24 protein-coding genes are annotated in these 19,860 nt (G+C 73.2%); 12 read left to right on the top strand and 12 right to left on the bottom strand.

The genetic code is table 11. The features are described from left to right. Window positions 1-33: 33 nt before the first annotated feature. Window positions 34-486, top strand: coding sequence for a MarR family winged helix-turn-helix transcriptional regulator (locus ACGFZP_RS36215; RefSeq protein ID WP_392941070.1), 453 nt, complete (start codon window positions 34-36; stop codon window positions 484-486). A gap of 141 nt (window positions 487-627) precedes the next feature. Here ACGFZP_RS36215 and ACGFZP_RS36210 read toward each other — a convergent pair whose 3' ends face one another. Continuing rightward, entirely contained in the window at window positions 628-1,293 is a 666-nt protein-coding gene (locus ACGFZP_RS36210; RefSeq protein ID WP_392941069.1) for a CGNR zinc finger domain-containing protein, read from the bottom strand. A 104-nt stretch (window positions 1,294-1,397) separates the two neighbouring features. Between ACGFZP_RS36210 and ACGFZP_RS36205 the strand changes: the two genes are divergently transcribed. Then, window positions 1,398-2,246, top strand: a complete 849-nt coding sequence (locus tag ACGFZP_RS36205; RefSeq protein WP_392941068.1) for an SDR family NAD(P)-dependent oxidoreductase — start codon at window positions 1,398-1,400, stop codon at window positions 2,244-2,246. A gap of 210 nt (window positions 2,247-2,456) precedes the next feature. On the opposite strand, the gene ACGFZP_RS36200 is transcribed toward ACGFZP_RS36205, so the two are convergent. The 4 genes from ACGFZP_RS36200 to ACGFZP_RS36185 form a co-directional block, all read right to left on the bottom strand. Next, entirely contained in the window at window positions 2,457-3,239 is a 783-nt protein-coding gene (locus ACGFZP_RS36200) for an alpha/beta fold hydrolase (protein WP_392941066.1), read from the bottom strand. A gap of 155 nt (window positions 3,240-3,394) precedes the next feature. Continuing rightward, window positions 3,395-4,153 carry an SOS response-associated peptidase gene (locus tag ACGFZP_RS36195; RefSeq protein ID WP_392941064.1) on the bottom strand — a complete coding sequence of 253 codons (759 nt, stop codon included), beginning with the start codon at window positions 4,151-4,153 and terminating at the stop codon, window positions 3,395-3,397. A gap of 71 nt (window positions 4,154-4,224) precedes the next feature. Next, on the bottom strand, window positions 4,225-4,515 hold the full coding sequence (locus ACGFZP_RS36190) for an SHOCT domain-containing protein (protein ID WP_392941062.1): 291 nt from the start codon (window positions 4,513-4,515) through the stop codon (window positions 4,225-4,227). Window positions 4,516-4,648: 133 nt separating this feature from the next. Next, window positions 4,649-5,101, bottom strand: coding sequence for a DUF6325 family protein (locus ACGFZP_RS36185; protein WP_392941061.1), 453 nt, complete (start codon window positions 5,099-5,101; stop codon window positions 4,649-4,651). 387 nt (window positions 5,102-5,488) lie between these two features. Between ACGFZP_RS36185 and ACGFZP_RS36180 the strand changes: the two genes are divergently transcribed. Further along, window positions 5,489-5,929 carry a hypothetical protein gene (locus tag ACGFZP_RS36180; protein ID WP_392941060.1) on the top strand — a complete coding sequence of 147 codons (441 nt, stop codon included), beginning with the start codon at window positions 5,489-5,491 and terminating at the stop codon, window positions 5,927-5,929. A gap of 193 nt (window positions 5,930-6,122) precedes the next feature. Then, window positions 6,123-6,305: a hypothetical protein gene (locus ACGFZP_RS36175; protein WP_392941059.1), complete on the top strand. Its 183-nt coding sequence runs from the start codon at window positions 6,123-6,125 to the stop codon at window positions 6,303-6,305. Between the two features lie 48 nt (window positions 6,306-6,353). On the opposite strand, the gene ACGFZP_RS36170 is transcribed toward ACGFZP_RS36175, so the two are convergent. Next, a complete protein-coding gene (locus tag ACGFZP_RS36170) occupies window positions 6,354-6,659 on the bottom strand; it encodes a hypothetical protein (RefSeq protein ID WP_392941057.1) in 306 nt (101 codons plus the stop codon). A 214-nt stretch (window positions 6,660-6,873) separates the two neighbouring features. Between ACGFZP_RS36170 and ACGFZP_RS36165 the strand changes: the two genes are divergently transcribed. Continuing rightward, the gene (locus tag ACGFZP_RS36165; RefSeq protein WP_392941055.1) at window positions 6,874-7,311 is read left to right on the top strand and encodes a hypothetical protein; all 438 of its coding nucleotides are present in this window, start codon (window positions 6,874-6,876) and stop codon (window positions 7,309-7,311) included. A 70-nt stretch (window positions 7,312-7,381) separates the two neighbouring features. On the opposite strand, the gene ACGFZP_RS36160 is transcribed toward ACGFZP_RS36165, so the two are convergent. Continuing rightward, the gene (locus ACGFZP_RS36160; RefSeq protein ID WP_392941053.1) at window positions 7,382-7,744 is read right to left on the bottom strand and encodes a hypothetical protein; all 363 of its coding nucleotides are present in this window, start codon (window positions 7,742-7,744) and stop codon (window positions 7,382-7,384) included. 88 nt (window positions 7,745-7,832) lie between these two features. Here ACGFZP_RS36160 and ACGFZP_RS36155 point away from each other — a divergent pair, with 88 nt between their 5' ends. Beyond that, a complete protein-coding gene (locus tag ACGFZP_RS36155; RefSeq protein ID WP_392941051.1) occupies window positions 7,833-8,903 on the top strand; it encodes a helix-turn-helix transcriptional regulator in 1,071 nt (356 codons plus the stop codon). Between the two features lie 208 nt (window positions 8,904-9,111). On the opposite strand, the gene ACGFZP_RS36150 is transcribed toward ACGFZP_RS36155, so the two are convergent. Further along, window positions 9,112-9,594, bottom strand: coding sequence for an Imm21 family immunity protein (locus ACGFZP_RS36150; protein ID WP_392941050.1), 483 nt, complete (start codon window positions 9,592-9,594; stop codon window positions 9,112-9,114). Window positions 9,595-10,254: 660 nt separating this feature from the next. Between ACGFZP_RS36150 and rho the strand changes: the two genes are divergently transcribed. Together rho and ACGFZP_RS36140 are read left to right on the top strand one after the other, a co-directional pair. Next, window positions 10,255-11,691 (top strand): transcription termination factor Rho, encoded by a 1,437-nt coding sequence (gene rho / locus ACGFZP_RS36145; RefSeq protein ID WP_392941048.1) that lies wholly within the window; start codon window positions 10,255-10,257, stop codon window positions 11,689-11,691. A 184-nt stretch (window positions 11,692-11,875) separates the two neighbouring features. Further along, window positions 11,876-12,025, top strand: coding sequence for a hypothetical protein (locus tag ACGFZP_RS36140; protein ID WP_392941046.1), 150 nt, complete (start codon window positions 11,876-11,878; stop codon window positions 12,023-12,025). A gap of 77 nt (window positions 12,026-12,102) precedes the next feature. Here the strand turns inward: ACGFZP_RS36140 and ACGFZP_RS36135 are convergent, their stop codons facing one another. Next, window positions 12,103-12,432, bottom strand: coding sequence for a putative quinol monooxygenase (locus ACGFZP_RS36135; RefSeq protein WP_392941044.1), 330 nt, complete (start codon window positions 12,430-12,432; stop codon window positions 12,103-12,105). 292 nt (window positions 12,433-12,724) lie between these two features. On the opposite strand from ACGFZP_RS36135, the gene lepB reads away from it, so the two are divergent. Both lepB and ACGFZP_RS36125 read left to right on the top strand, forming a co-directional pair. Then, complete coding sequence (lepB, locus tag ACGFZP_RS36130; protein ID WP_392941043.1) at window positions 12,725-13,573, top strand: signal peptidase I; 849 nt, start codon at window positions 12,725-12,727, stop codon at window positions 13,571-13,573. Window positions 13,574-13,823: 250 nt separating this feature from the next. Further along, the gene (locus ACGFZP_RS36125; protein WP_392941042.1) at window positions 13,824-14,585 is read left to right on the top strand and encodes a hypothetical protein; all 762 of its coding nucleotides are present in this window, start codon (window positions 13,824-13,826) and stop codon (window positions 14,583-14,585) included. A gap of 50 nt (window positions 14,586-14,635) precedes the next feature. On the opposite strand, the gene ACGFZP_RS36120 is transcribed toward ACGFZP_RS36125, so the two are convergent. Then, a complete protein-coding gene (locus ACGFZP_RS36120; protein WP_392941040.1) occupies window positions 14,636-14,986 on the bottom strand; it encodes a BTAD domain-containing putative transcriptional regulator in 351 nt (116 codons plus the stop codon). A gap of 164 nt (window positions 14,987-15,150) precedes the next feature. Beyond that, complete coding sequence (locus ACGFZP_RS36115; protein WP_392941039.1) at window positions 15,151-15,744, bottom strand: DUF4291 domain-containing protein; 594 nt, start codon at window positions 15,742-15,744, stop codon at window positions 15,151-15,153. Window positions 15,745-15,898: 154 nt separating this feature from the next. Here ACGFZP_RS36115 and ACGFZP_RS36110 point away from each other — a divergent pair, with 154 nt between their 5' ends. Then, on the top strand, window positions 15,899-16,645 hold the full coding sequence (locus tag ACGFZP_RS36110; RefSeq protein WP_392941037.1) for a hypothetical protein: 747 nt from the start codon (window positions 15,899-15,901) through the stop codon (window positions 16,643-16,645). Window positions 16,646-16,757: 112 nt separating this feature from the next. Next, window positions 16,758-17,951 (top strand): trans-sulfuration enzyme family protein, encoded by a 1,194-nt coding sequence (locus tag ACGFZP_RS36105; protein ID WP_392941035.1) that lies wholly within the window; start codon window positions 16,758-16,760, stop codon window positions 17,949-17,951. Window positions 17,952-17,987: 36 nt separating this feature from the next. Here the strand turns inward: ACGFZP_RS36105 and ACGFZP_RS36100 are convergent, their stop codons facing one another. Further along, on the bottom strand, window positions 17,988-19,643 hold the full coding sequence (locus ACGFZP_RS36100) for a SpoIIE family protein phosphatase (RefSeq protein WP_392941033.1): 1,656 nt from the start codon (window positions 19,641-19,643) through the stop codon (window positions 17,988-17,990). Window positions 19,644-19,860: the final 217 nt, after the last annotated feature.

Raw genomic sequence — 19,860 nt, 5'->3', positions numbered from 1 at the left:
TCTGAATGGTTACCGCATGCTAGCGTTCCTCGCGTGAACAATGTCAACCCCGCGCCGCTGACCGCCTCCGTGGTCTTCCGGCTCGGCACCCTGGGCAGCGTGGTCACGGCGCGGTTCACCACCGCCCTGGCGGAGCTGGGCCTCAAGCCCAAGCACGTCGGCGTACTGGTCGCACTGGACTCGGGCGCGCCGCCGTCCCAGCAGGAACTGGCCCGCACCATGGCGGTGGCACCCAGCCTGGTGGTCGCGCTGGCCGACCACCTGGAACAGGTCGGCGCGGTGGACCGGGTGCGCGACCCGGCGGACCGGCGCCGCCAGGTACTCGCGCTGACCGACACCGGGCGGAGCCTGCTCGCCGAATGCACCGCGCTCGCGCACGGGCTGGACGAGGAGCTCACCGCCTCGCTGACCGCCCCCGACCGGGAGGCGCTGCGCCGCACGCTGGGCGTACTGGGCGTCGAGGCCGGACTGCCGACCGGGGACTGACCGGGACCGACCGGGGCATGGTCGGCCGAGCCTCCTGGTCCTGTCCGGCCGACCGTGCGCGGAGCCGGATGGCGAGGGCGGCCTGCGAGGAAGATGCCGGGGTGGTCACGGCTTCGAGGGGCCGCCCGTGAGGCCGCGGCCTCACGCCTCGGGCGGGGCCTCGCCCTCCCGGCGCTGGCGCCGGCGGTAGTTGCGCATGGACACCTGGGAGCCGCAGCCGGTGCTGCAGTAGAGCCCCGCTCCGTTGCGGGTGCGGTCGAAGAAGCCGAAGTGGCAGGGGGGGTTGCGGCAGGCCTTGATGCGCGCCCAGTCGCCGGTCTGCGCGAAGGTCGTCACCGCGGCCAGGACGGTCCCGAACACGCCCGGAACCCCGGTCTGCGGCGACGCCAGTTCGACACCACCGGCCGTGACCACTGTCGCCAGCGGGTAGAGCGCACCTGCACGCCGCAGGTGCTGCTCGGCGAGCCGGAGCGGCTCGCCCAGGCTCGCCTCGTCGCCCGAATGCGCGAGCAGCAGGGTCACCAGGGCGTCCCGCAGTTCGCGTGCGGCCGCGGCATCCGCATCGGTCGCCACGGTCTCGCCGCCTGCGCCGCCAACACCGCCTGCGCCGCCAACACCGCCTGCGCCGCCAACGCCGTCGAACTCGCCGTGCTCCGCGAGCCACGCCGCGAACGAGCGGCCGTCCCCGAACAGCTCTTGCCGGCCGCCCCCGTCCGCGCGGGTGTTCACGAACGCGAGCACGGTCTCCACCGTCGGCACGACGGTGCGCGGGCTGGGTTTCGCGGATCCGGCCGCAGTGCTGCTCATCGCCCCATCCTACATCGGCAGGAAGAGGCACTAAGTCGGCTAACGGGCAACTCCAGGCATCGCATCGATTGACGAGTTATGCGCTAACGCTCTACGGTCGCAACATGAACGGAACAACGAACCAGCCGACCGGCCCCCGCACCTGGCTCATCACCGGCGCGACCTCCGGCATCGGCCGCGAACTGACCCTGCAGGCACTGGAGAACGGCGATGTCGTCTCGGCGATCGCCCGCGACACCGCTCCCCTGGAGGAACTGGTCGAAGCGCACGGCGACCGTCTGCTCCTCGTCCGGGCGGACGTGCGTGACGAGCAGGCCGTCCGGGAAGCCGTGGAGCACACGCTCTCGCGGTTCGGCCGCATCGACGTGGTGGCCAACAACGCCGGCTACGGGCTCTTCGGAGCCGTCGAGGAAGCCTCCGACACCCAGGCCCGCGCCGTGTTCGACACCAACGTCTTCGGAGTGCTCAACGTGCTCCGCGCGACGCTGCCGGTACTCCGCTCCCAGCGATCCGGCCACATCCTCCAGGGCTCGTCGGTCTACGGACAGTCCGCCCACCCCGGCGTGGGACTGCTGGCCGCGACCAAGTACGCGGTCGAGGGACTGTCGGACGCACTGGCCGCCGAGGTCGCGCCGCTCGGCATCAAGGTCACGATCATCCAGCCCGGAATGACCGCCACCCCCTTCCTGTCCAACCTCGACGTCGCCGCCGGCCTCGACGACTACGACCGGACCGTCCGCGAGGTCCAGAAGGGCATCGGAGAACTGCCCCCGTCCGCGTTCTCCTCCGCGGCCCGGATCGCCGAGGGCATCCGAACCGCGGTCGGCAGCCCCAACCCCCCGCTGCGCCTGGCCCTCGGCGCCTCCGGCGCCACCGGCATGCGCACCGCACTGGAGGCCCGCACCGCCGACCTGGACGAGTGGAACCGCGTGACCGCCGCCGTCGACAGGTGATCGCAAGTCCCGCGCGGGCCTCGGTGCCGGTGCCTACCATGACGAGGCCTCAGCTCTTGGGGCTGTGGCCTCGTCGTTTGTAGTGGCTGGTCCGGGCTTGGTGCCGGCGTCGGCGGCGTCCAGGACTTCGGCACGTAGAGCGCCGGGTCGATCCGGGTCCGGCCTCGCTCGCCCGCGTAGGCGAGGAAGACGCCGACCTGGCAAAGCGGCTCAGGAGGCCTGCGCCAGGGCGTCAAGGAGGATCCCGGCGATCCGCTGCGGCTCCTCGTTGGGCAGGAAGAAGCTGCTGCCGGGGATCGTCACGACCCTCGCACGGGGGCAGGCCTCCAGGGTGCGCCGCTCCTCCGCGGTGAGCCCGCCGTCGCCCTTCTCGGCGTGCACCACCCAGACCGGCACCCCGGCGGCGCACAGCCGCTCGGCCGGCCTGGCGTGCTCGCCGAGGTGGCGCAGATAGCAGCGGAGGATCCCGCGCATCGCCCGCGGTTCGTTGCTGCGCAGGTCGGCGAGGATCTCGGTTCGGCGCGCGGGAGGTACCCGGACATCCTTGGTGACCGACCCCATGAGCTTCAGCAGGACGACGGACGGAAGCTCGCCCAGTACGCCGCTCAGTCGGCAGACGGTCCTGAAGAACAGCGGCTCGTCCCGGGGCGACAGGCTGATCCCGAGCAGCACGACCGGTCCCGAGAACGCGCCGGACGCCACCATCTCCAGTGCGACGCTCGCCCCCATGCTGAACCCCACGACCGCGTCGCAGCGCTGCTCGGCGGCCAGCCGCCCGGCGAGCCGGGCCGCGGTGTCGATGCCGTAGCCCTCCGGGGCCGGCGCCCCGCAGTGGCCCGGAAGCGTCGCGGCGACCAGGCGGATGCCGGCCAGCTCGGGCTGCGCCATCAGCTCGGCGTACGACCGCGCGGGGTTGAGCCCGCCCGGGAGCAGCAGCGCGGTGCGCCGTGCGTCGGCTGGCCCTGAGGTGAGGAGGTCCCAGTCCATGCTCATCGGTGTCGGTCCTCTCGGTGCGAGGCCTTTTCCGGCGTTCCGGGGTGTTTGCAAAGTTTTGGGGACTTTGCAAAGTGCTGTCGGGCCCGATGCGACTTTGCAAACACGCTTTGGTCGGACCAGTCGGACCGGTCGCACTAGCCGGGCTGGTCGTACTAGTCGGACGTGTCGCCGTGGCCCACCGGGTCGGGCACGGCGTCAAGGAGGGTGGCGCCGTTGTTGCGGACGCTGTTGACGGCGGTGGACACCGACCGCACGGCGAGTTCCCCGCCGGCCGGGGTGTGCAGCAGCCGTCGGAGTTCGGCCGGGTCGGTGTGTTCGGGGTCGAGCCAGGCGTCCAGGTCGCCCGGGTCGATGGTGAGCGGCATCCGGTCGTGGACGCGGCCGGCGGCGTCGGTGGCGTCGGTGGTGATGATGGTGGCGGTGGTGAGCCAGGCCGCCGGGTCGTCCTCGGGCACCGAGCGGTCGCGCCAGAACTCGTAGAGCCCGGCCATCACCAGCGGCCCGCCCTCGCGGGGGTGGAGGAAGTACGGCTGCTTGTACGCCTTGCGGTCGGCGGTGGCGGCCACCTGGACCCACTCGTAGTAGCCGTCGGCCGGGAGTACGCAGCGCCGCTTGGCGAACGCGGTCCGGAACGCCGGCTTCTCGTGCACCGTCTCGGCCCTGGCGTTGATCATCCTCGCCCCCGCCCCCGGGTCCTTCGACCAGGAGGGGACCAGGCCCCAGCGCACCGGGCGGAGTCGGCGGGTGAGTTCACCGGTGTCGTGGTCCACGCGCTCCATCACCGTCCACACCGGGTCCGTGGGTGCCACGTTCCAGCTCGGGGCGAGGGTCTCGACCGGGGTCCAGCGGGTCACCCCGAACAGCTCGACCAGGTCCTGGGGCGTTGTGGTGGAGACGAATCGGCCGCACATGGGCGCAACTCTGCCACCCGCCGGTCGCCGTGGCATCCGACACGCGGTTTTCGGGGCGCGGTGGCCGGCGTTCAGGAGCCGAGGATGGCCGCCTTCTGGGTGGCGAACTCGGCCTCGGTGAGCAGGCCTTGGTCCCGCAGTTCGCCGAGTTGCTTCAACTGGGCGATCCTCGTGCTCATGTCGTCGGCCGGAGCGGCCGCGGGAGCCGGTGCGGCCTGTACGGGTGCGGGCTGGGCGACCTGTTGGGGGGCCTCCTGCTGGGCCCAGCGGCCGGCCTGGCGCCGGGAGACCCGGTTGGAGACCGCGGTGGCGGTCCCGGCGACGACGGCGGTGCGTGCGACACCGCGAAGTAGACCCGGCATGGTGTTCTCCTTCGGTGGTTCGACCGGCCGTGGCCTGGCCGGATGTGGATCGGTCGGCCGGTGGCCGGGCCGGCCGTGCGTTGCTCGGACGGACGGCTTGCCCGGCCGTGCGCGGTGGCCGGGCCGGGACTGCTCAGGCGCCGGCCTCGGCGGCGTCGAGCGAGGCCAGCAGGTCCTGGACCGGGATGCGGCCGTTGGCCACCAGGCGGCCGCCGGCGCGGCGCAGGGCGGCGGCGAAGGGCCCCGCCCAGACGTTCTCGTAGACCAGGATGCCGGCGGAGCTTCCGGGCTCCAGGATGCCGCTCACGTCGTCGATCTCGTCCGCACCGAGCAGGCCCGAGGAGACGCCCTCGAAGACGGTGAGATCGAGCTGCCGGTCCCCGGTCAGGTCGGCGAGTTCCACGCCGACGACCGTCCCGTCCTGTTCCTTCTTGACGAAGATCAGGTCCAGGATCCGGATGATGCCGCGGTCGACCAGGTCGATCAGCAGGGGCAGTCCCTCGCCGGTCATCCGGCTCCCGGGGAACTCGACCACCAGGTAGTCGATCGGCCCGAGTTCGTCGAGCTCGCTTGGTTCGGTGCTCATGTCGGCTCCTCATCGGGTCGGCCAGTGGTGCGGGGCCCGCCGCCGGCTCGGCGCTCGGCACGCCGCCGTCGCCGCGCTGCCGCGCGGCTGGAGGGCCGAGGGGCCCGGGTCGGGCCGATTCGGCGCCCCTTCGTCATTCCACCAGTGGGCGGAGCCGGGCGCATCTCGGTCGTGGACCGCCGGGCCAGGGCGTCAACGTGGCCGCCGTCAGGCGGGTCGGCCGCGGGCGGGGGGTGAAGTGTCCCCTCGGCGGTGGCGGCCCGCCCCGCCCCGGCCCGTGCCCCCGCCTGGCGCGCGGCAACGAGAGCACCGTGGAACGCTGGAAACGGAGCCGCCGACCGGTCCGCTCGGGCAGGCCGACCGGCCCCCTGACCACGGGAGGCCCCTATGGCCGCCAATCCTCAACAGCCCACGGCCGGCGTCGGCGCCCCGGGAAGCTCCGGGCATCCGCTGAGAACCGGCTGGACCGTCCTCGCGGCGGTGCTGATGATCTTCGGTGGGACCATGGCGATCTTCGAGGGGATCGCCGCCATCGCCAAGGACGACCTGTTCGTCAGAACCTCGAACTACACATTCCAGTTCAACCTGACCAGTTGGGGCTGGATCCACCTGATCCTGGGGATCGTCATCGTCCTGGCCGGCTGCGCCCTCTTCACCGGGGCGACGTGGGCGCGCGCCGTCGGCGTCGTCCTCGCCGGACTGAGCCTGATCGCCAACTTCCTGTGGCTGCCCTACTACCCGTTCTGGGCCATCGTCCTGATCGCCGTGAACATCTTCATCATCTGGGCCCTGTGCGCCGGATCGCTTCGAGACGCCAGCCGACCCTGACGCCGGGCGGTCGGTGAACTCCCTCCCGCTACCCCCGGCCCGGCCCGGGAGTAGCGGGACCGGGGGAGTCGGCCCGCGCGGACCCGCATCACAACTCGGCTTCGCTGTCGGTCGATTGGCTGGCGCAGTCGGCGATGTTCGCGGATCCTCGGTGCACCGGGGGCGGAAGCCGGGCGGGCGGGGGGAGTGCGGCATGGGGAGACGCGAGGACACCGGGCCGATGGGCCGGCTGCTGGCCCTGGCAGGCGCGGCGGTCGCGATCGGCGGGCTGCTCGGGGGTTCGGTCAGCCTGGTGCTGTTCCTCTTCACGGACTGGTTCGACCCGATCGCCGACTACGTCCACGAGTACGGCCTGTGGGGCGGCCGCCGGCATTAAGGTGCAGCGCAGATCGCCGGACCCCACCAGCCACCAGGCGGCACTCCGTCAGAGCAGGCAGCGGCGGAGCCCGTCGAGTTCGCGCCGCAGGTTGGCGGTCTCCCACGTGAGAGTGTTGACCCGGTTTCGCGCGTCGGTGAGCTTCCTGCGGACGTCCTTCGCCTGCCAGCTGTTCGCCCCGTGCATGCGCACGTGGTGGTTCAGCCCACCCGCCAGTAACGCCACGCGGTGCTCCGCCTGGACCGGCGTTGCCTCCGCGTAGGAGAGCTGCCGCTGGTCCTCGGAGATCCTGACCGCCGCGCCGTCCCGGTACCACTCGCGGTTGCCGATGTGGTTGCCCCAGCGCCGGGCCACAATCGTGGCGCCCGAGGGAAACGGCTCCGACGGCGACGGGAGGGATCATGACAGTCGGTTCAGGTCATCCGACGGCCGATATCGGCAAGAGCGCGCCCTCCGCGCCTCAAACCGGCACCGCCTCTCCCCGGGGCTGCCATGATGCGGCAAGACCCATGTGACATTTCACATTGCCCTTGCCGAAGGTCGAGGGCGACAGACGAGGGAGGACCTCATGAAGCGTCTTGCTGCCGTTCTGACCGCAGCCGCCGCCCTGGCCGTGCCGGCGGCCACCATCCACGAGGCGGCCGCCGCGCCCGCCGGTCCGGTGGGCGCCACCGTGACCTGCGGCGCCCCTGGCGCGCCCGGCTTCCTGCTGACCAGGGCCTGTGTCGAGGTGACCGGAAACCAGGTCAACCTGTACGGCCAGGCCACCCCCACCAACCCGGCCTGGCAGCCCCAGCAGGTCGGCTTCACGCTCGCCGGCAACGTGGTCGGCAACGCCCCGATCGCCCCTGTCAGCACCAGCGTCCCGGTGTCGGCGGGCGGGGTCCGCGTCGGCGGGATCACCACCACCGCGCCGTGCGGCGCGACGGTGACCGCAAGCTTCGCCGTCAGCCAGTGGGGCTGGCCGCCGTCGACCGCGACCGTCTCCGCCGTCGTGGCCTGCTGACCCGCCCCCGGCACACCGCCGGATCGGCCGGTGCGGGCGGAGGCGGCGGCCTCCGCCCGCACCGGGCGCCTCAGCGGGGCGGACCGGCCGCCAGGCGCGCGTACTCGGCCTCGGGGTCCAGCTGGCGCCGGTAGGCGAAGTGCAGCCGCACCCGGCCGTCCGCGTCGGCGAACCGGGCGAGCGGCAGCTCCCCGGCGACGAGCATGCGGGGCTCCGCCCACTGCTGGGCGACCACCGCGAGCGCGGTACCGTCGTCCGCCTGCGCGATCCAGGTGGCCCGGCCGCCGTGGATCCCCGCGAGGTAGTGGTCCGCGACCACCGAGGCGATCGCCTGACGGATCGTGAGGTCCTCCCGGAACTCCCGCCCCTCGGCGTGCGGCGCGTCCGCGTCGTCGCCCATGGCAACACTGTCCCTGGTCAGTTCGGCTCTCATGGCAAGCACCCTAGGGCCTGATTCGAGAGGTCCCCGCCCCGCCATTCGGCCTGTGGCGGGCCTTCGGCGGCCGTGTTAGCTTCCGCCCATGGGATCACGTGGGGCGGCGGCGCACGAGGCGGTCGAGGGGTTACGCGAGCTGGCCGGGGGCGGTCTGGAGGCGGCCGAGGTCTTCCGCAGGGCCGACGAACTACTGCGCGGGGTGCTGGAGTTCGACGCCGTCTGCTGGCACACCGCCGATCCGGCGACCGGCCTGGTCAACTCCGTCCTGAGTGACGATCTCAGCCTCGACCGGTTCCACGACGCCGTCCGGCTGGAGGTCTGGGTCGACGACGTCGCGACCTTCCCCAAGATCCGCAACTCCGGAGTCCGGGCCGAGACGCTGAGCCGGGTGACCAGGGGGCAGCCCGAGAGCAGCGCGCGCTTCCGCGAGCAGATCGACCCGGCGGGGTTCGGCGACGAGCTGCGCACCGTCTTCGACGCGCACGGCGGGATGTGGGGGTGCGCGGCGTTCATGCGGGCGCCGGACCGCGGCCCGTACCTCGGGCGGCAGCGCCAGCTCGCCGACACCGCCGCCCGGCACCTGGGCAACGCGCTGCGGTCCTGCCACCTCCCGCAGACCGGTGAGTCGTCCAACGATCCGTCAGAAGGTCCAGCCGTGCTGGTACTTGGCTCGGCGAACCAGCCGCTGGCGGTGTCCGGTCCGGCCGAGGAGCTGCTGGCCCGGCTGGCCGACCCCTCGCCCTCGGCGCTCTCGGTGCCGACCGCCTTCGCGATCGCCGCCGAGCAGGCGCGCCGGGCGGCGTGCGGGCTGGCGGCCTCGGAGGCCAAGATCCGGGTGCAGACCCGGGAGGGCCGGTGGTTCGTCCTGCACGCCGCGCCGCTGGAGGGCTCACCGGGCGGCGAGGTGACGGTGGTGGCGTCCCCGGCCACGCCGTCCGACGCGATGCCGCTCTACCTCTCCGCCTACGGGCTGACCGTGCGGGAGCAGGAGGTGGCCCTGCTACTGGTGCGCGGTTGCGACACCCGTGACATCGCCCGGGTGCTGGCGATGACGCCCTACACCGTCCAGGACCATCTGAAGTCGGTCTTCGCCAAGGCGGGAGTGGCCAGCCGGCGCGAACTGGTGGCCCGGATCATGCTCGCCGGCGGCCCCTGACCCGTCGGCACCGGTCTCGGGACCGGTTGGCTCGCCTGCTGAGGTATCACGTATTCCATCGGGCCGGGCCTTGGCCGGTCGCTCTGAGTAGTGACGCCGGTGTTCGTGACCCGGCCCTGGACAGGGAGGTGCACGGTGGTGAGTTCGACGTACCTGTGAGACGTACCCGTGAAGGGGAGGTCACCGGTGGACGTTGCACAGCCTCAGGTCAGGTCAGCTCAACGAATCGGTGGACGCGAAAGGACGTCAGGTGGTCGGGCTCGATGCTCGCCGAGTCCACCCGGTAGCGGCCGGCGCCGAGTTCGAGGACGGTGCCGTCCGCGAGATTCCCGACCTCGGTGCCGAAGTAGGCGGCGTCGAACATGACGAGCTCGCCGGTGGTCTTCAGGACAGGTCCTTCATCCCACTCGGCGCTGGGAAGTCCGGCCAGGACGATGTCGGCGACACCTTCCTCGCTTTCCGCGCAGCACCAGCGGACGAGGACCCGGTGCTCGGGAAGGTAGGCGGTGGAGAGCGGTTCATCCCCGAGGACGAGCGCCTCGGACGCATCAGGAAGGTCGAGGACACCGACGAGTTCCACCACCTCGCAGGCCCGGCCGTAGTCGCCCTCCGTTCCCGACCAGTGCGACAGGGCATCGCGTGGAACCACGACGAACGGGCCGCCCTCCGTCTCCAGCCACGCCAAGGACATACCGCCTCCAGCTCCAAGATCCCCGTTCCGTTGCGACAGCCTATGCGCCGGATCGGACGCTGCATCCTCGTGCCCGTGGTGGTCGGGGGTGCACGGTGACCAGCATCGAGGAGCTGACCACGCTGGCGACGTTCGGCTCGGGCGGTGGCCACACCAGCCGGTTTCGGCTGGTAGGAAGCCGGGCCGCTGGGACCGTGGGCAGGTGCGTCCAGCGGCGACGCGCTCGCGCCGCCGTCACACTGCCGTCCCGAAGCCGGTAGTGCTATCATCGTCGCTGGCGATGCTGGATGCCCACCCTCTGGGGTGCGGGGACCAGGTGCCAATGCACACCGGAAGGCTCCACAGCGGCCCCGGAAACATGCAGACCGCCATCCTCCAGTGCCCCTGTCCGGCACACCGGCAACGTCTGAGAGCCCATCTGCGGGCAGCGTCCCGGCGATCCCTCGCCGGAAGACGACCCACTTCATCCCGTAGGGAACCTCGCCGCCCCGCAGGGGCCGCCCCCTACCAACGGTCCCGCGCCTTTCCGAGCGTGTTGGCCGCACACCACGTTCCACCTCCGAACAGCCGTCCGGCCGTGCCACTCGCCGTTGCCGGGCGCCCCGCGCCGCGGCTCGCCCGGCGGCCACCACACCCTCGACACCCCAGGAGTACCTTCTCGTGACGACCACCACCATCGAATCGTCCACCACCACACCGCTGGACGGCCTGCTGAAGACCGACCTCCACCAACTCGCCTCCGCCCTGGGCATCCCGGGCGCCGCCCGTCTGCGCAAGGGCGAACTCGTCGAGGCGATCACCGCCAAGCGCTCCACCGACCGGCCGCAGGCCCCGACGGCCGCACCCCGGCCTGCGGACACGGAAGGCCTAGGCAGTCGGCCCGCACTGCCGTCACCGCGAACACACAGCCGCAGCGACCGGCCGGCGCGGCCGGCCACAGCCGAGGGCGGCGACCCCGTCGCGGTCACCGGTGTGCTGGACGTCCGCGAGGGGAAAGCCGTCCTGCGCACCTCCGGCTACCTCCCCGGGCCCGCCGATGTGAACATTCCCGCCGACCAGGTGCGCGCACTCGGCCTGCGGCCCGGTGACGTCCTGACCGTCGCGACCGCCCCGGCCGCGAACGGCCCGCGCGCGACCTCTCCGCGCGGCGCCGCCCGCCAGGCGCCGGCCCGCATCGAGACGGTCAACGGCACCACCGCCGACGGGGCCCGGCGCCGGCCCGCGTTCCACGAACTGACGCCGCTGTACCCGCAGGAGCAGTTGCGCCTGGAAACCGGTCCGCGGGAGCTGATCGGCCGGGCCGTCGACCTGGTGGCCCCGATCGGCAAGGGCCAGCGCGGTCTCATCGTGGCGCCCCCGAAGGCCGGCAAGACGATGATCGTGCAGTCGATCGCGGCGGCGATCGCTCACAACCACCCCGAGGCGCACCTGATGGTCGTCCTGGTCGACGAACGCCCGGAGGAGGTCACCGACATGCGGCGCTCGGTCAAGGGCGAAGTCATCGCGTCCACCTTCGACCGGCCCGCCCGCGAGCACATCGCGCTCGCCGAAATCGCCGTCGAACGCGCCAAGCGCCTGGTGGAACTCGGCCACGACGTGGTGGTCCTGCTCGACTCCGTCACCCGCCTCGCCCGCGCCCACAACGCCGCCGCCCCCGCTCACGGACGGACCCTCAGCGGCGGTCTGGACGCCACAGCCCTCCAGCACCCGAAGAGGCTCTTCGGCGCTGCCCGCAACATCGAGAACGGAGGCTCGCTGACCATCCTGGCCACCGCCCTCGTCGACACCGGCTCCCGGATGGACGACCTGATCTTCGAGGAGTTCAAGGGCACCGGCAACATGGAACTCCGCCTCGACCGCCGCCTCGCCGACAAGCGCATCTTCCCCTCCGTCGACGTCAGGGCCTCCGGAACCCGCCGTGAGGAACTCCTCCTCGGCCGCACCCGCACGCCCGCGGCCTGGACCCTGCGCCGCGTCCTAGGCGGCCTCGACACCCAACAGGCCACGGAACTGCTCCTGGACCGGCTGAAGCGGACCGCCACCAACGCCGAGCTCCTGCGCCAGGTGGCAACCAACTCCCCGACCCGTCCGGCCTGAACCGAAGCAGCACTGCCGCGGGCCGTACACCGGCTCACGCCACTACCGGCAGCATGACCCCACTACTCCAGGCCCCCCGTCGGGATGAACTGGCCAAATAGCCCTGGATGCCCGGCGGCAGGTCGACTTCCCGGGCGGCCGACCGTCTGGCACGAGTCAGGCGTCAAACGGACCGGGGGAGACGATGACGGTCGCCGCGGTGTGGAGCCTCGACGGGGATCTGATCTCCCTGACCTGCGGGGTGTCGGCCGCGGCGGTGGTCCCCGGCGGCCACACGCTTCTCGTCGCGGGAGTCCGCGGTGACACCGCCTACCTGAAGGCCGTCCAGCTCTGACCGCCTGACGACCTGGCCGACCGGCGGCCGTGGCGGGTGGGCGCCGGTCGGCCCACCCGCCCACGCATGGGCCGTCGTCAGGAGGCGGCGGGGGAGAGCTCGGCCATCTCGGACCAGCCGTCCACGGCGGCGTCGACGTAGATGATCTGCGGCTTGGCGGCGATCGTGGCGGGGAGGGCGGCCATCGCGGCCTTGAAGTGGTCGGAGTTCACGTGGACGGCGCCGGCGTCGGCGGACTCGAACGCCTCCAGCAGGACGTACTGGTCGGGGTTCTCGACGCTGCGGGACCACTCGAAGAAGACGTTGCCCGGCTCCTCGCGGGTGGCCTTGGTGAACTCCGCCACCTGGCTCATCCAGCTCTCGCTGAACTCGGGCCGGGCGGTGAACTTGACGGTGATCAGGATCATGGGGTGCTTTCCTCGCTAGGGGCCGTCAGACCCGCGTGCGGGTGTAGGCGCGGTTGCGGGTGGCGAAGCTGCGCCGGTCGGGCGGCCTCGCCGAACGGCCAGGTCAGACCGCCACCCTATCGGCCCGCCCTCGCCGCACGGTCTGGCCCGGCGCCGGCGGAGGGCGCCCGGTGCCGACGCCCGGTGTCGACGTCCGCCGTCGCGTCCGGGCCCGGACGGGAACCTCTGTTCGTTAGCTGACAGCGGGGGGTCGTTCGGGCCCTCCGTCAGGCCGGCCGGAGGGGAACCAGCGGTGAGCGTCGAGGAGACGACCGAGAGCAGTGCATCGGCCGGGAGCGGTGAGCAGGCGGAGGGGGAGCGGGCGAAGCCGGAGCGGCGAAAGCGGCCGTTCTGGAAGGAGCTGCCGGTCCTGGTGGTCGTCGCGCTGCTGCTCTCACTCGCGATCAAGACCTTCTTCGTCCAGGCCTTCTCGATCCCCTCGGGCTCGATGCAGCACACCCTGGAGAAGGGCGACCGGGTGCTGGTCGACAAGTTCACCCCGTGGTTCGGCGCCGAGCCGGAGCGCGGCGAGGTGGTGGTCTTCCGTGACCCGGGCGGCTGGTTGGACGGGCCGGCCGGCCCGTCCGGCAACGCCGTGCTGCGCGGTGTCCAGAAGGCGCTGAGCGTGGTCGGCCTGATGCCCTCGGCGGATGAGAAGGACCTGATCAAGCGGGTGATCGCGGTCGGCGGCGACACCGTGGAGTGCACGAGCGGCAGCCCGGTGAAGGTGAACGGGGTCCCGCTGGTCGAGCCGTACCTCTACCCGGGGGCGACGCCCTGCGACAACGAGCCGGTCGGCACCGTCACGGTGCCCAAGGACCACCTCTGGGTGATGGGCGACCACCGCAACAACTCCCGGGACTCCCGCTACCACGTGAACGACGCGAGCGGCGGCTTCGTCCCGGTGGAGAACGTCATCGGCCGGGCCTTCGTGGTGGCCTGGCCGCTGTCGAACTGGGACACCCTGCCCGTCCCCGGCACCTTCGACCGGACCCCGCCGGGGGCCGCGGAGCAGTTGGAGACCCCGCCGCCGCTGGCCGCCGCCGCGATGGCCGCCGCCGTCCCGCTGGTGCTGTGGGGCCGCCGGCGCCGCCGGAAGTGACGAGGGTTCGAAGGCGGGCACGCTGAAGCCGGTTTCGAAGGGGCGGCGGCCCGGGCGGTCGCGGGCGACGGCGCGGCAGTCGCGGACCAGCGGGTGCGGGGCGGGGCGGGGTGGTCGGGCTGGGCCCGGCAGGGTGTCGAGGGCGCGATTCGGCCAGATCCGAGGCGTTCGGCCTCACAACGTCCCCGCATTAGTCATGATCACGTCATGGTCTCGCCGGGAAACCCCAGCACCCACGTGGAGGTCCTTCGTGTCATCGCCTGACGACGTCGTCGCCGAACTGTTCGCCGACCGGGACTACTCGGGCAGAAGTATGACCGTCAGAAAGTCCGACCTCGTGGCGGGGGTGTACGGCGGGCGGCCGGAGTACCGCGTCTACGGCGAGCAGTTGAGGGAGGCGATCGGCAACCGTGCGATCACCTCCCTCCGGGTGGCCGAGGGCTACGAGGTCGCGCTGTACGACTACGACGGCGACGGGGACCGCGACAGGTACCGGATCGACTGTCCGCACCTGCTGAACGCCTTCGGCGACCGGGCCTCCTCGTTCACCGTCGTCGGGGTGAACCCTCCCGTGGGGGCGGCGACGGAGCGGCTGTCCGACGGCCCGTACCACGTCGTTCACCACCTCGACCACGACTACTTCCTGACCATGGGGCCCGCCCTGGAGCCAGGGGTCCGGCTCCAGCGGGTCGGCGGGCTCGGCGCCCAGCGGCCCGAGCACGGGAGGTGGCAGGTGACGGCGACCGGGAGCGGCGCCTACACCTTCCGCAACACCGTGACGGGCCGCTACCTCGGCGCGCCGGGCGGGGCGATCGCCTGGGGCGAGGCGGACCCCACCGAATGGGTGCTGATCCTGCACTGGAGCGGCGGGCACTACCTCGCGCTGGCCCAGGACCCGGAGTACGCGGTCGGTTCGCGGTCGCTGGCCCTGCCCTCCAACCGGGCCGACCTGCTGTGGACGGGGGAGCGGCAGGGCCCTCGGGCCTTCCTGTTCCACGAGGCGCAGGAGTAGCCGGGCGACGGTCCGGCCCTCGGCGCGGTACGGCGGTACGAGGGGTGGCGTCAGGCGGGACCGGTTCGGGCGGGTGGGGGCGTGCGGGCGGCCGGCGAGGGCTCCGCCGGGTGCCGGTCGGCGTAGCAGCGGTAGACGGCGGGGCCGTCGCTGCGGCGGCCGGCGCGGGCCAGGGCGGTCAGCAGCTGTCGGACCAGTCCGTCGCGCAGTGGGAACCGCTGGACCCGGCCGGTCAGTTCGGCAACGGACTCGTGGTGGCGTCCGGCGTCGATCTCCACCCCGTAGAGGCGTTCCAGGGCGGTCAGCCGCAGTTCGTCGAGCGTGGCGGCCAGGGCTTCGAGCAGTCGTCCGGACCGGGTCGTGCCCTGGTCGTGCCCGGGCCGGGACCCGGCCGGCGGCAACGATCATCCTTGCCGCGCCGCCGGTTCGTGTCCACAGGGCCTCGCCCCGGCGCCACCGCCGGGCGCCCGCAGGCTACGTTGGGAGAGGTGCCTGTCACCGGGTCGGCCCGCTCCACCCCACCCCGGGCGCCCTGTCGACGACTCCGCGTGCGGACGCCCCCGGCTCAGCCGCTCAGGTGGGCCAGGAGCGTGTCGCCCGACGGGTAGGGGCGCTCGGCGGGGAGGAGCCGGCGGGCGGCCTCCAGGTCGCCGCCGCGCACCCGGGCGTGGACCGCCCGTGCGAGGGTGGTGACGTCGTGGATCGAGACGATCCACTCGTCCGCGTAGCGCGCGGCGGCCTCGCCGGCGAGGCCGAGTTGAAGGGAGCGGTGCGCAAGCGGCTGCAGGTGCAGATCACGTTCGGGATCCCACTGCACTCGGGCCGGGGCCCGCTTCAGCCGGCGCTGCCAGGTGGCGCGGTCGGGGTGCAGCCCGTGCTCGTAGTGGGACAGACAGGCGTTCCCCAGGGCCCATTCGAAGCCCTCGCGGGTGATCTCGACCGCCAGGACGGTCTCCTGGCCCTCCTTGCCCGCCCATCCGCAGCGGTACATCATCCAGAGGAACGACGGTTTGATCCACGTCATCCGGTCCCTCCTCCAGGCCGGCGGGAAGCGTCCGTCCCGTGCCGCGGGCAGGCCGATCTCCGGCGAGTACGCCTGGTAGACGGTCACCGTGGAGGCCGTGTGGAGGGCGCGGATCTGATGCTTGGGTTCTGGCACGGGGACCAGCGTCGACGTTCGGCGCGCATTGCGCCATCGGATTTCCCCCGGGCGGACGACCCCCGGTGCCGGAGAGGCCCGGGGCGGCCGGGGCGGCATCGCCCCAGCTGGGCGGCGGTACGGCGGACCGGCCGGGCCGCCCTATGCTGGCGCCATGACAGAGCTACCCGGCTTCGCGGCCCTGACGGCCCGACTGCTGGACCACCAAGGCCTGGAGCCCGCCGACCTGGCCCGTCGGGCGGACGTCGCCGAGGCCGAGCTGGCCGCGGTGCTGGACGGCGCCGCGCCGGGCGAGGCGCTGCTGCGCCGTCTCGCGCCCGCACTCGGCCTCGACACCGCTGACCTGTTCGAGATCGCGGCGCTCCCGCTGCCGGAGGACCTCGTGCCGGCCGGCGGGATGGCCACCACCTCGATCGTCGCCGTCCTGCGGTTCGGCAAGGCGCTGCCGGCCGACCGGCGGGCCGAACTCCGCTCCCTCGTCGAGTCGTTGCCGCACGTCCGGCAGCCGGGACGGATCGAGGGGCTGCCCGTCTCGGCCCCGGATCCGCGCTCGCCGGGGAACCTGCTGATGCGGATGGTCGCGGCCCGGAACCTCGGGTGGACCGGGACGGGGAAGGTCTTCCGCCTGCTGACCGGCCGCTCCTGGATGGCCGACGCGTACGGTCGGATCGCCACCGGCGAGACCTCGCCGACCCCGGATCTGGTCGCCGACTTCGCCGTCGTGCTGGGCCTGCCCGCCGACGGCCTGGCGGCACTCCTCGGAATGCCGCTGCCGCCGGACCCGCCCCGGCCGGACGAGGCCGCCGCCGACAGCGCCCTGCTGCTGCGGGGTCTGCGCCGGCTGGGCGTCGGGCAGTTGCGCGAGGCCGAGGACCTGGCCCGGGCGCTGCAGCCGGCCTGACCCGACGGGACAGCGGGCCCGGACGGGGGAGTAGGCCCAGACGGGGGAGTAGGGCCACCTGGTCGGGATTGGCCCTGGTCGGGGCCGCCCCCGGCGGCCGATGATGGGCGGCATGAACGACTTCGACAGCGCGCTGCACCCCGAGAGCCGGATCGTCCACCCGCCCGTCGAGGAGGTGACCGGCAGCCGCCCGCTGGGGGTGCCGCTGCACCAGAGCCACCTGTTCGCCTTCGAGGACACCGAAGCGCTGACCCGCGCGTTCAGCGGCCCGGACCAGGCGTTCTTCTACAACCGCTACGGCAACCCGACGGTCCGCTCGCTGGAGAAGGCGGTCGCCGGGCTGGAGGGCGGCGCGGGTGCGATCGCCACCGCCTCCGGCATGGGCGCGATCAACACCGTGCTGCTCGCCCTGCTGAGCTCCGGCGACCACGTGATCGCCCAGCGGAGCCTCTACGGCGGCACCTTCGCGATGCTCGCCGACCTGGCCCGGCGCTGGGGCGTGGAGGTGACGCACGTGCGGGGCGACGACCCCGACGAGGTGCGGGCGGCGCTGCGCCCCAACACCCGGCTGCTGCACCTGGAGACCATCTCCAACCCGACCACCCGGGTCACCGACCTCCCCGGCCTGATCGCCGTCGCCAGGGAGGCGGGGGTGGTCAGCGTCGTGGACAACACCTTCGCCACCCCGCTGCTCTGCCGGCCGATCGAGTACGGCGCCGACATCGTGGTCCACTCGGCCACCAAGTACCTCGGCGGCCACTCCGACGTGCTGGCCGGCCTCGCCGTCTTCGCCGACGCCGAACTGCACCACACCGTCTGGAAGTACGCCATCGAGCTGGGTGCCTCGGCCGACCCGAACAGCGCCTGGCTGACGCTCCGCGGCCTGCAGACCCTGGCGCTGCGGGTGCGCCGCCACTGCGAGACCGCGCTGGACCTGGCCGGCCGGCTGGCCGCCCACCCGGCCGTCACCGCCGTCCACTACCCGGGCCTGCCCGCCCATCCGGACCACGAGCTCGCCCGCCGGCTGCTGCCGCAGGGCCATGGCGGGGTCCTCGCCTTCGACCTGGCCGGCGGCCGGGAGGCGGCCCGGACCTTCACCGAGTCGGTGCGGCTGGCCTCGCTCGCCCCCTCGCTCGGCGGGGTGCACACCCTCGTCCTCCACCCGGCCAGCACCTCGCACCGCCAGCTCGACGACCAGGAGCTGGCCGCGGCCGGCATCGGCGCCGGCACCGTCCGGATCGCGGTGGGCATCGAGCACCCGGAGGACCTCTGGACCGACCTGGAGCAGGCACTGGCCAAGCTCTGAGCCCTCCCACTCCTCCGGCTGCTCCGGTCGCTCCCGCTACCGGGCTCTCGGCCGGGCCGCCAGCAGGGCGATGTCGTCCTCGGCGGTGTGCGCGGACGGCCCGCCCGGCGCCAGGGCGTGCAGCACGGCGTCGAGCAGGTCGTCCAACTCGCCCCCGGCGGGCAGCCGCAGGGCGGCGAGCCGGTCCAGCGAGACGTCGATGTCCTCGTCCCGCCGCTCCACCAGCCCGTCGGTGTACAGCAGCAGGGTCTGCCCGGGCAGCAGCTCCCTGGTCACCTGCTCGTAGCCGCCGAACCCGGTGCCGAGCGGCGGGCCGGTGGGGATGCGCAGCAGCTCGGTGGACCGGTCGGGGGCGATCAGCGCCGGCGGCAGGTGGCCGGCGCTGGACAGCGTCCAGCGGCCGCGGCCCGGGTCGGCCAGGGCGAGCAGGCAGGTCGCCGGGCGGGCCGACTCGTTGGCCGAGATCACGGTGTCCAGCTGACGCAGGATCCGGTGCGGGGGCAGGTCCATGCCCGCGACGTCGCGCAGCGTGGACCGGTAGGTGCTCATGTCGACGGCCGCCTCGACGCCGTGCCCCATCACGTCGCCCATCACCAGCAGGGTCCGGCCGAACGGCAGCCGCACCGTCTCGTACCAGTCGCCGCCGACCACCGAGGTGGTGCCGGACGGGAGGTAGCGGGAGGCCAGCTCCAGGTTCTGGTGCGGGTTGCCGGGCTCGCTGAGCAGGGCCCGCTGGAGTTCGAGGGCGATGCCCTGGGAGCGGGTGTAGCGGCGGGCGTTGTCGATGCCGGTCGCGGCGCGGGCGGCCAGGTCGCCGATCAGCACGGCCTCGTCCGGGCTGAAGGGCGGCGAGGAGGCGAGCCGGGCCAGGGTCAGCAGCCCGATCACCTGGCCGCGGGAGGCGAGCGGTACCACCAGCAGCGAGGCGACCCCGGCCGCCCGGTAGGCGGCGAGGCTGGCCGGGTCGGGGGCCGCGGCGGCCAGGTCCTCGTCCGGGAGCCCGAGGGCGAGCACGGCGGCGCCGGCGGCCAGGCTGCGGGCGGCGGCCGAGCCCTCCCGGTAGCGGACCGTCTCGCCGGGGCGGGCGAGCGGGCCGATGGCCGGGTGCATGCCGTCGGCGCAGTCGACGGCCGTCCGGCCGAGCCGCAGTGCCGAGGTGCGGCCGGAGCGGACGGTGGCGTCGGGTGGCAGTACGTCGACGGTGACCAGGTCGGCCAGGCCGGGGACGGCGAAGGCGGCGAGCTCGGCGCAGGTGGTGCCGACGTCCAGGGTGGTGCCGATCCGCTCGGCGGCCGCGTCGAGCAGGGCCAGCCGGGCGCGGGCCTGCTCCAGTTCGTGCAGCCGCTGCCGCTCCGGGTCGGGGTCGTCCAGTACGGCGACGACCACGCCCACCACCTGCCCGGCGCGCTCCAGCAGCCGGTAGCGGACCCGCAGGCCTGGTGGCACCGGCGCGGCGGGGCCGTCGGGCACGCCGCTGATCCGCTCGCGGGTCCGCCCGTCGGCGAGCACCCGGCGCAGCGTGTCGGCGGCGCCGGCGAACGGGGTGTCCTCGACCGGGCGGCCGAGCAGGTCGGCCCGGCGCAGGGCGGTCGCGGTGGTGAACGCCGCGTTGAGGTACTGCCAGCGCAACCGCTCGTCCAGCAGGGCCACCCCGACCGGGGCGGTCGCGAGAACCTCGCGGAGGAGGTCCACGCTGTCACTGTCCGTGGCCATCGCCGTGCGTGCCGCGGCCAGGGGGCCGCCGCCGGGCCCTGGACCCGCCGGTGCGGCGCTCTCTCCTCCGTTGCCGTGCCGGAAGCGCATATGCCCATGATCACGCGCCCGGCGGGGGCGCGCCCACACCTCGGCGAAAGCTTGACCAGGCGGTGGCGGTCTTGTGACCCGGCGCGTGCGTGGCGCGTGCTCGGTG

This window comes from Kitasatospora sp. NPDC048239, from assembly GCF_043202015.1.
Lineage (GTDB): Bacteria > Actinomycetota > Actinomycetes > Streptomycetales > Streptomycetaceae > Kitasatospora.
This window is presented reverse-complemented; position numbering and strand designations above follow the sequence as displayed.